Source organism: Kitasatospora sp. NPDC057198 (assembly GCF_042670125.1).
In the GTDB taxonomy this organism is placed as follows: Bacteria; Actinomycetota; Actinomycetes; order Streptomycetales; family Streptomycetaceae; genus Kitasatospora.
Genome location: NZ_JBHUWH010000346.1, coordinates 1 through 8,606, shown reverse-complemented (window position 1 = coordinate 8,606; position 8,606 = coordinate 1). Strand labels below are relative to the sequence as shown.

General features: G+C 74.0%; 7 protein-coding genes. 4 read left to right on the top strand and 3 right to left on the bottom strand.

The genetic code is table 11. The annotated features are described in order from the left end of the window. Window positions 1-296: 296 nt before the first annotated feature. Together ACFUEL_RS29415 and ACFUEL_RS29410 are read left to right on the top strand one after the other, a co-directional pair. A complete protein-coding gene (locus ACFUEL_RS29415) occupies window positions 297-1,154 on the top strand; it encodes a helix-turn-helix domain-containing protein (protein ID WP_380239808.1) in 858 nt (285 codons plus the stop codon). Beyond that, on the top strand, window positions 1,151-1,357 hold the full coding sequence (locus tag ACFUEL_RS29410) for a DUF397 domain-containing protein (RefSeq protein WP_380239807.1): 207 nt from the start codon (window positions 1,151-1,153) through the stop codon (window positions 1,355-1,357). The genes ACFUEL_RS29415 and ACFUEL_RS29410 overlap by 4 nt, the downstream gene beginning before the upstream one ends. Window positions 1,358-1,473: 116 nt before the next feature. Here ACFUEL_RS29410 and ACFUEL_RS29405 read toward each other — a convergent pair whose 3' ends face one another. Continuing rightward, entirely contained in the window at window positions 1,474-2,586 is a 1,113-nt protein-coding gene (locus ACFUEL_RS29405) for an ADP-ribosylglycohydrolase family protein (protein WP_380239806.1), read from the bottom strand. Between the two features lie 193 nt (window positions 2,587-2,779). On the opposite strand from ACFUEL_RS29405, the gene ACFUEL_RS29400 reads away from it, so the two are divergent. Continuing rightward, entirely contained in the window at window positions 2,780-3,874 is a 1,095-nt protein-coding gene (locus ACFUEL_RS29400; RefSeq protein WP_380239805.1) for a tyrosine-protein phosphatase, read from the top strand. A gap of 12 nt (window positions 3,875-3,886) precedes the next feature. On the opposite strand, the gene ACFUEL_RS29395 is transcribed toward ACFUEL_RS29400, so the two are convergent. Further along, the gene (locus tag ACFUEL_RS29395) at window positions 3,887-6,502 is read right to left on the bottom strand and encodes a bifunctional FO biosynthesis protein CofGH (protein WP_380239804.1); all 2,616 of its coding nucleotides are present in this window, start codon (window positions 6,500-6,502) and stop codon (window positions 3,887-3,889) included. A gap of 185 nt (window positions 6,503-6,687) precedes the next feature. Between ACFUEL_RS29395 and ACFUEL_RS29390 the strand changes: the two genes are divergently transcribed. Next, the gene (locus ACFUEL_RS29390) at window positions 6,688-7,893 is read left to right on the top strand and encodes an outer membrane lipoprotein carrier protein LolA (RefSeq protein WP_380239803.1); all 1,206 of its coding nucleotides are present in this window, start codon (window positions 6,688-6,690) and stop codon (window positions 7,891-7,893) included. Between the two features lie 235 nt (window positions 7,894-8,128). On the opposite strand, the gene ACFUEL_RS29385 is transcribed toward ACFUEL_RS29390, so the two are convergent. Further along, window positions 8,129-8,467 carry a hypothetical protein gene (locus ACFUEL_RS29385; RefSeq protein WP_380239802.1) on the bottom strand — a complete coding sequence of 113 codons (339 nt, stop codon included), beginning with the start codon at window positions 8,465-8,467 and terminating at the stop codon, window positions 8,129-8,131. Between the last annotated feature and the right edge of the window lie 139 nt (window positions 8,468-8,606).

Genomic DNA, 8,606 nt, shown 5'->3' with positions numbered 1-8,606 from the left:
GCCCGGTGCGATGCACCGGGCCGCCCGCCCTTCGGCGTTCCGGGGGGTGCGGGCGCGGGTGCCGCCCGGTGCCGGACCGCCCGTCAGCGGCCCTCCGGCGCACCGGATCCCCTTTACCGGGTGGGCGCGCCGAGCGCAAGAGGCCGAATCCCGATTGAGCTATTTTCAAACGATCTGTTCTACTGCGCCACCGCGATTCCCGGGCACGAACCGCAGTTGAGGTGGCATGCTGCTCAGCGTCAGGGGGGTTGGTACCAATTACCGCACTGTTGCCCGTAGTCGGGCCGGAGGTCGATGTGTCCGCCAGCGTGAATCCGACCGTTCGCCGCCGCAGGCTCGGCGCCGAGCTGCGGCGCCTGCGCGAGCTCAGGGGGATGACCGCCGAAGAGGTGGCCGGCCGGCTGATGGTCTCCCAGTCGAAGATCAGCCGGCTGGAGAACGGCCGCCGCTCGATCAGCCAGCGCGACGTGCGCGACCTGTGCGACGTCTACGAGGTCGAGGACGAGCGGGTCCGCGCCGGGCTGATGGAGATGGCCAAGGAGTCGCGCCAGCGCGGCTGGTGGCACGAGTTCGGGGACATCCCGTACAGCGTGTACATCGGCCTGGAGGCGGAGGCGTCCTCGATCCGGGCCTACGAGTCCTCGTTCGTGCCGGGGCTGCTGCAGACCCGCGAGTACGCGGAGGCCGTGGTGGCGGGCACCCAGCCGGACACCGACCCGGTCGCGATCCGCCGCCGGGTGGACGTCCGGCTGAAGCGGCAGCACCGGATCCACGGCGAGGACCAGTTGGGCAGCCTGTGGGTCGTCATAGACGAGGCCGTGCTGCGCCGCCAGGTCGGCGGGAGGGCGGTGATGGCCGAGCAGTTGCGGCAGCTCGCCGAACTGGGCGAACGGGCCAACATCAACCTCCAGGTCATCCCGTTCTCGCACGGCTCCCACCCCGGCATGACCGGGACATTCTCCTTGCTGGAGTTCCCCGAGTCAGCGGATTCCACGGTCGTCTACTTCGAAGGAGTGACGAGCGATCTCTACCTGGAGAAGGAAGCCGACGTCCGCCGCTATACCAATCTCTACGACCACCTGAGGGCCGCGGCGCTGAGCGTCGTGGAAAGCCGGTCGATGATCATCGAGATCGCAGAGGAGTTCATGAAATGAGCAAGGCCACCGAGAGCCTTACCTGGCGCAAGAGCAGCTACAGCGGGGGCAACGGCGCCTGCGTAGAGATCGCCGTGCCGGGTTCGGCCTCGATCGCGGTCCGGGACTCCAAGGACCCGAAGGGCCCGCAGCTGCGCTTCACCGGCGAGTCCTGGGCGGCGTTCGCCGCGGCGGCCGGCACGGGCCGCTTCGGCGAGGTCTGAGCCCGGCACGACCACCGTGCAGGTGCCCGCCGCTTCCCGCGTGGCGGGCACCCGCACGTCCGGCCCTGGCACGTCCGGCACCGGCTCCCGGCGGCCGCCCCGGATCAGCTCCCGGGTCAGCTTCCGGCGGCGGTCGCGGTCGGGTAGCGGTCGGACCAGACCGCGGTGCCGTGCAGTTCGGGGCCGTGCAGCAGTTCCAGCACCAGGTCGTCGGCGAGCTCCAGGAGCGCGCCGCGGCCCTCGAGTTCGGCCAGCAGCTCCGGCGGCAGGGCGGTCTCGCCGTGCAGGGCGCCCAGCAGGTTGCCGCAGATCGAGCCGGTGGAGTCGCTTTCCCCGGAGTGGTTGACCGCCAGCAGCAGGCCGCTGCGGACGTCCTCGGCGACCAGCGCGCAGTACAGGCCGATGGCGAGCGCCTCCTCCGCCACCCAGCCCTCGCCGAGCTCCTCGACCCGCTCGGGGGACGGCGCCCCGGCCCGTACCGCGTCCAGCGCGGCCCGCAGCGCGGCGGTGGTCTCCTCGTGGCCGGTGCGCTCGGAGAGCAGGGCCAGCGCCAGGTGCACGCCCTCCTCCAGGGTGCCGCCGCGGGCCACCGCGTGGACGATCACCGCGAACGCCCCGGCGGACAGGTAGCCGGTGGGGTGGCCGTGGGTCAGCACCGAGCACTCGACGGCGAGCTGGAAGACCAGGGCCGGGTCCCAGGCGGTGAGCAGCCCGAACGGGGCGGCCCGCATCACGGTGCCGCAGCCCTTGGAGCCCGGGTTGCGCGGCTCCTCGACGGTCGGCAGCGGCCCGTTCGCGGTGCCGGCCAGCCCGGACAGGCACGCCTGGCCGGGGGCACGGCGGGCGTACAGCCACTCCTCGCGGCCGAGCCAGCCCAGGTCCTCGCGGCGCTCGTCCGGACCCCAGTCCTGCTGGGTGGCGTACCAGCGCAGGTAGGCGCGGTGCACGTCGGACGGCGGGTGCCAGGCGCCGCCGTCGCGGCTGACGTGGGAGCGGATCAGGCCGTCGACGGTGAACATGGTCATCTGGGTGTCGTCGGTGATCGCGCCGCGCCGCCCGTACGCGGGGACGTAGCCGGCCACCCCGGCCTCGCCGTGCGCCTCGCGGATCTGCTCCAGCTGCTCGAACTCGATGCCGCCGCCGAGGGCGTCGCCGATCGCCCCGCCGAGCAGACAGCCCCGGACCCGGCTGCGGAAGTCCTGCTGCTGGGCGCGTGACCACAGAGGCATCACGAGGCGGAACCCTTTCGGTCGGCGGCACGGTCGGGCGCCCGGTCGGGTGCTCGGGCGGTAGACGCACCTTATTCGAAGAGTCGCGCGAAAAGGCGGTGCACCCCGAACATCGATTCGTTCAACCGTCCGTGGCGGTGACGACATCCGCAGGTCACCGGGCACCCGGACGGGGTGCCTACGGTCGGCGTCCATGACCTCCCCCCGCACCCGGCTGGCCGCCGCCGCCGCCCTCACCGCCGCGCTGACCCTCGCCGCCCCCGCCCTCGCCACGCCCGCCCTCGCCGCCCCGGCCGCCCACGCGGCGCAGCACTCGGCGCGGGCGATCCCGTTCACCGCCGCCACCGCCGTCCAGCAGGCCGACGGCTCCTTCACCCTCAGCTGGAGTGCGCCCGGCGCCCGACACGTCACCGTGTACGCGGGCACCGACCAGGAGCACGTGTCGCACCGCACCGCGGTCGCGCACGGCGGCGGCAGCGCCACCGTCACCGTCTCCGGGCTCGGCGCGGCCGACCGCTGGTACTTCGAGCTGGTGCCGGACCGGGGCGCGCCGCTGGTCGTCGCCGACCGCTCGCTGCACCTGGCCTCCGCCCCCAACTTCCGCGACCTGGGCGGCTACCGGACGGCGGACGGCCGCTGGGTGAAGCTCGGGCAGGTGTACCGCTCGGACGACCTGTCCAAGCTCACCGACCAGGACCTCGCCAAGCTGCGCCGGCTGGGCGTCCGCACCGTCTTCGACCTGCGCACCCCCGCCGAGCGGCAGGCCGCCCCGGACCGGCTCCCGGCGGGCGCGAAGTCGGTCGCCGTGAACGTCCTGGGCGCCGCCGACACCGGCCAGTTCGACGTCACCAGCCCGCAGGCCGCCGTCGACATGATGGTCCTCGGCGAGCGCACCATGGTCTCCGCCGACAGCGCCCGCTCCGCGTACTCCCGGCTGCTGAACGCCGCCGACGACCGGGGCGCGGTGGTGTTCCACTGCACCGCGGGCAAGGACCGCACCGGCTGGGGCGCGGCCGCGCTGCTGACCGCGCTCGGCGTCCCGCAGGAGACCGTCCGGGCCGACTACCTGGCCTCCAACACCTACCGGGCGCAGGCCAACGCCGCCGCCCTGGCCCAGCTGCCGCCCGCCTACCAGGACGTGTACCGGCCGCTGCTGGAGGTCCGCCCCGAATACCTGGCGGCGGGCTTCGACGAGGTGCGGGCCCGCTACGGCGGCTTCGACGCCTACCTGAAGAAGGGCCTGGGCGTGGACGCGGAGCAGCTGCGCCGCAACCTGCTGGTCGGCTAGTCGGCTGGTCGGCTACTCGGCCAGCGGCAGCAGCCGGGGCAGGTGCCCGTCGGAGGCCAGCGCGGCCGCGCGGCGCTCGGCGGGCACCTCGCCGTACAGGGTGGTGCGCTGGCGGGCCGGGCGGCCGGCCAGGGCGGCGATCGCCTCCAGGTCGCGCACCGACTTGTAGGAGCCCCAGGAGGAGCCCGCCATCCGGGAGATGGTCTCCTCCATCAGGGTGCCGCCGAGGTCGTTGGCGCCGCTGCGGAGCATCTCGGCGGCGCCCTCCGCGCCCAGCTTCACCCAGCTGGTCTGGATGTTGGTGATGTGCGGGTGCAGCAGCAGCCGGGCCATCGCGGTCACCGCCCGGTTGTCGCGCGCGGTCGGGCCGGGCCGGGCGATGCCCGCCAGGTAGACCGGCGCGTTGGTGTGCACGAACGGCAGCGTGACGAACTCGGTAAACCCGCCGGTGCGCTGCTGGAGTCCGGCGAGCAGCCGCAGGTGGCCCAGCCAGTGCTTCGGGGTGTCGACGTGGCCGTACATCATCGTCGAGGAGGAGCGGATGCCCAGTTCGTGCGCGGCGGTGACCACCTCGACCCAGGTCGCGGCGGGCAGTTTGCCCTTGGTGAGCACCCAGCGGACCTCGTCGTCGAGGATCTCCGCGGCGGTGCCGGGGATCGAGTCCAGCCCGGCCTCCTTCGCGGCGGCCAGCCAGTCGCGGACCGACAGGCCGGTGCGGGTGGCGCCGTTGACCACCTCCATCGGCGAGAAGGCGTGCACGTGGATGCCGGGCACCCGCTCCTTCACCGCGCGGGCGATGTCGAAGTAGGCGGTGCCGGGCAGGTCCGGGTGGATGCCGCCCTGCATGCACACCTCGGTCGCGCCGACCTGCCACGCCTGCTCGGCCCGTTCGGCGACCTGCTCCAGCGAGAGGGTGTAGGCGTCGGCGTCGGTGCGGCGCTGGGCGAAGGCGCAGAACCGGCAGCCGGTGTAGCAGACGTTGGTGAAGTTGATGTTCCGGGTGACGCAGTAGGTGACGTGTTCGCCGACGGTGTCGCGGCGCAGCGCGTCGGCGATCCGGGTGAGCGCGTCCAGCGCGTCGTCCTCGGCGTGGAACAGGGCGAGGGCCTGGTCGTCGGTCAGCCTGGCGGGGTCGTCGGCGGCGGTGGACAGCGCGGAGCGCACGTCGGCGTCGATCCGGCGGGGGGCGGGCAGCGCGGCCCGTTCGCGCAGCGACTCCCAGTCGCCGTACACGTCGTCGAAGTCGGAGCGGCGGTCGCCGGTGCGGCCCTCGGTGTCGACGGTGCGGAACAGGTCGGTGCGGCCGCCGCCGGCCATCGGCTCGTCCGGTTCCTGCCAGGGCAGGCCGACCGGGATCCGGCCCTCGACGGCCAGGCCGGTGACCGGGTCGGCCAGTGCCCGGACGTGCGGCAGCAGGCGCGGGTCCAGCCAGGGCTCGCCGCGCTTCAGGTACTCGGGGTGGATCGTCAACCGCTCGCGCAGGGTGAACCCGGCGGCGGCGGTGCGTTCGGCCAACTCTTCGACGTGCGGCCAGGGGCGCTCCGGGTTGACGTGGTCGGGCGTCAGCGGGGAGACCCCGCCCCAGTCGTCGATGCCCGCGCCGATCAGCAGCGCGTACTCCTCGTCCACCAGGTTCGGCGGGGCCTGGATCCGGGCGGACGGGCCGAGCACCAGCCGGGCCACCGCCACCGCCGCGGCCAGCTCGGACAGTTCGGCGTCCGGCATGGCGCGCATCGCGGTGTCCGGCTTGGCCCGGAAGTTCTGCACGATCACCTCCTGCACGCCCTGGTAGGCGCGGGCCACCGTGCGGATCGCCAGCAGCGACTCGGCCCGCTCCAGGTACGTCTCGCCGATGCCGATCAGCACCCCGGTGGTGAACGGCACCGCGCTGCGCCCGGCGTCCTCCAGCACCCGCAGCCGGACGGCCGGCTCCTTGTCGGGCGAGCCGTGGTGCGGGCCGCCGGGCTCCGACCAGAGGCGGACGGCGGTGGTCTCCAGCATCATGCCCATCGACGGGGCGACCGGCTTGAGCCGCTGGAAGTCCGTCCAGGACAGCACGCCGGGGTTGAGGTGCGGCAGCAGCCCGGTCTCCTCCAGCACCCGCACCGCCATCGCCCGCACGTACGCCAGGGTGTCGTCGTAGCCGTGCGCGTCCAGCCACTCGCGGGCCTCGGGCCAACGCTCCTCGGGGCGGTCGCCGAGCGTGAACAGGGCTTCCTTGCAGCCGAGTTCGGCGCCCTTGCGGGCGATGTCCAGCACCTCGTCCGGGGACAGGTACATCCCGTGCCCGTCCTTGCGGAGCTTCCCGGGCACGGTGACGAAGGTGCAGTAGTGGCAGCGGTCCCGGCACAGCCGGGTCAGCGGGACGAACACCTTGCGCGAGTACGTGATGACGCCCGGACGGCCCGCCTCCGCCAGCCCGGCGTCCCGGACCTTCGCGGCGGCCGCGCACAGCTCGGCGAGGTCCGCGCCGCGGGCCTGCAGCAGCACCGCGCCCTCCGCCGCGTCCAGCGCCACGCCGTCCCTGGCCCGGCGCAGCGCGCGCCGCATCGCGGTCGCGGTCGGGGCGGCGGACGCGGCCGGGGGTACCGACGCGGCCGGGGGCACGGGCGTGGGCTGAGGGCTCATGGGCCGACCCTACGCGAGGGGTAGGCCCCTGGGAGTACACGACCCTGACGGCTTCTCAGGGTCGCAACGCGCCGGATACAACGCGAGGCGTACCCGGATCTGCTGCCGCCGGGCGACGCCCGCACGGCCCCGGGAGGCTTCTAATGGACGGTGACAGCACACAGGCACTCGAGCAGGGGGCGGCCATGGACCACGACTCCACCGCAGCACAGGACACCACGCCGATCCGCATCGCACCGCCCGCGCCGACCGGGCCGGTCACCCGGCCCGCGAAGCGGCGCACCGCCGTCCGGGTGGGCGTGCCGGTGGCCGTCGCCGCCGTCGTCGCCACCGGCATCGGGCTGGTTCCCGCGCTCGCCAGCGACGAGGCGCCCGACCTGCCCGCGATCAGCGCCCAGGACCTCGTCGCCAAGGCGCTCTCCGCCCACACCGACACCTTCTCCGGCACCGTCCGGGTCAGCGCCGACCTCGGCCTGCCCACCGTCTTCACCGACGCGCTGAGCGGCTCCGGCCCGATCGGCGACCTCGCCCGCGGCGCCGGCGCGAACGTCGGCAGCGCCGACCCGCAGCTCAGGGCCGTCGAACTGCTCGGCGGCTCGCACACCCTGAAGGTCGCCGCCGACGGGCCCGACCGGCAGAAGATCGTCCTGTCGAGCGAGAAGTCCGGCTACGAACTGGTCCACGACGGCGACCAGCTGTGGGCCTACGACCGCGGCTCCCAGCAGGCGCTGCACCTGACCGGTGCCGGTGCCGGTGCCGAGCGCAAGCAGGAGTCGGCGGCGGGCGTCGGCTCCTTCACCCCGCAGGAGGTCGCCAAGCGCTTCCTGGAGGAGTCCGCCGCGACCACCTCCGTCACCGTCAGCGGCACCGAGCGGGTCGCCGGGCACGACGCGTACCGGCTCAGCGTCAAGCCGAAGCAGGCCGGCTCCACCATCGACGAGATCCGGATCGCGATCGACGCCGAGAAGGGCGTGCCGCTCGCCGTCCAGGTCCGCACGGTGGACGGCGCGACCGCGTTCGACATCCGCTTCGGCTCGCTCTCCTACGCCAAGCCCGACGCCGACACCTTCCGGTTCACCGCCCCCAAGGGCGCCAAGGTCACCGAGGCCCCCGCCGGGTCCTTCTCCGACGCCCGGCTGCCCTCCGTCCTGCCCGAGAACCCCGCCGCGGGCACCGGCGGCGCCGACACGATCGGCGAGGGCTGGACCACCGTCCTGCACGGCGAGGCGGGCGCCGAGGCCGCGAAGGGGCTGGCCAAGTTCACCGGCCGCCACGTCGACGGCGGAACGCTGGTCTCCACCCGCATCGTCAACGCCCTGGTCACCGACGACGGCCGGGTCTACATCGGCGCGGTCACCCCGGAGACGCTCCAGAAGGCCGCCCGCGGCTGAGAAAGCCCTCCGGGGGGCTCGGGAAATGGCGAAGAGCCCCGACAGGGGCTCGGGGAACGGCGAGGCCCAGTCTGCGAGCGGTTCACTGCCGTTGCGCGCATCGGCTTCCGGTTCCCTCAAAGACACGCAGCAGCACGAACCTTCGATGGGCTCCGGCCGTCAGCAGCACGGACCCGCCGTTCCCCGGGCCCCTGGTGGTGCTCTCCCGGGCCCCCGGTGGTGCTCTCCCGAGCCCCTACCGGAGGCTCGAAATCCTTCGGGTGGAGGCCGCGGCCAGGGCGAGGGCCGGGAGGTCGGCCGGGGGGACGAGGAAGAGCGGGGACCAGCCGGCGGTGACCAGGCGGATGCCGGCGGTCAGACCGTGCAGGCTGGCCCGGTGGGAGCGGCGGAGTTCGACCCGGTCGAGGCGGTAGGGCGGGAGGAGGTCGACGGGTTCGCCCCCGGCGGGCTGCCAGCGGATCACCGCGGGGGCTCCGGGGGCCCGGGTGATGCTCAGCTCCCCGCTCTGCGACCCGCACGTCTCCCGCCGCACCGCGGGAACGCGGCGGAGCACGGGCCGGGCGAGGTGCACCATCGGAGTTCCTCCCGCGCGCCGGGACAGCTGCGGCCGGGTCGCGCAGCACGGACGTTAGCAGTCCGGGAGTCCGGTTGAGGAGATCCCGAGGAGGCGTTCTTCACCGGCGCCCCGGCGGCCCGCCGGACGGTCCGGCGGA

Excerpts from the sequence above, each read along its gene's own strand:
- ACFUEL_RS29385 (WP_380239802.1), bottom strand. The coding sequence starts at position 8,467 with ATGGTGCACCTCGCCCGGCCCGTGCTCCGCCGCGTTCCCGCGGTGCGG.
- ACFUEL_RS29410 (WP_380239807.1), top strand. The coding sequence starts at position 1,151 with ATGAGCAAGGCCACCGAGAGCCTTACCTGGCGCAAGAGCAGCTACAGC.
- ACFUEL_RS29395 (WP_380239804.1), bottom strand. The coding sequence starts at position 6,502 with ATGAGCCCTCAGCCCACGCCCGTGCCCCCGGCCGCGTCGGTACCCCCG.
- ACFUEL_RS29390 (WP_380239803.1), top strand. The coding sequence starts at position 6,688 with ATGGACCACGACTCCACCGCAGCACAGGACACCACGCCGATCCGCATC.
- ACFUEL_RS29405 (WP_380239806.1), bottom strand. The coding sequence starts at position 2,586 with ATGCCTCTGTGGTCACGCGCCCAGCAGCAGGACTTCCGCAGCCGGGTC.
- ACFUEL_RS29400 (WP_380239805.1), top strand. The coding sequence starts at position 2,780 with ATGACCTCCCCCCGCACCCGGCTGGCCGCCGCCGCCGCCCTCACCGCC.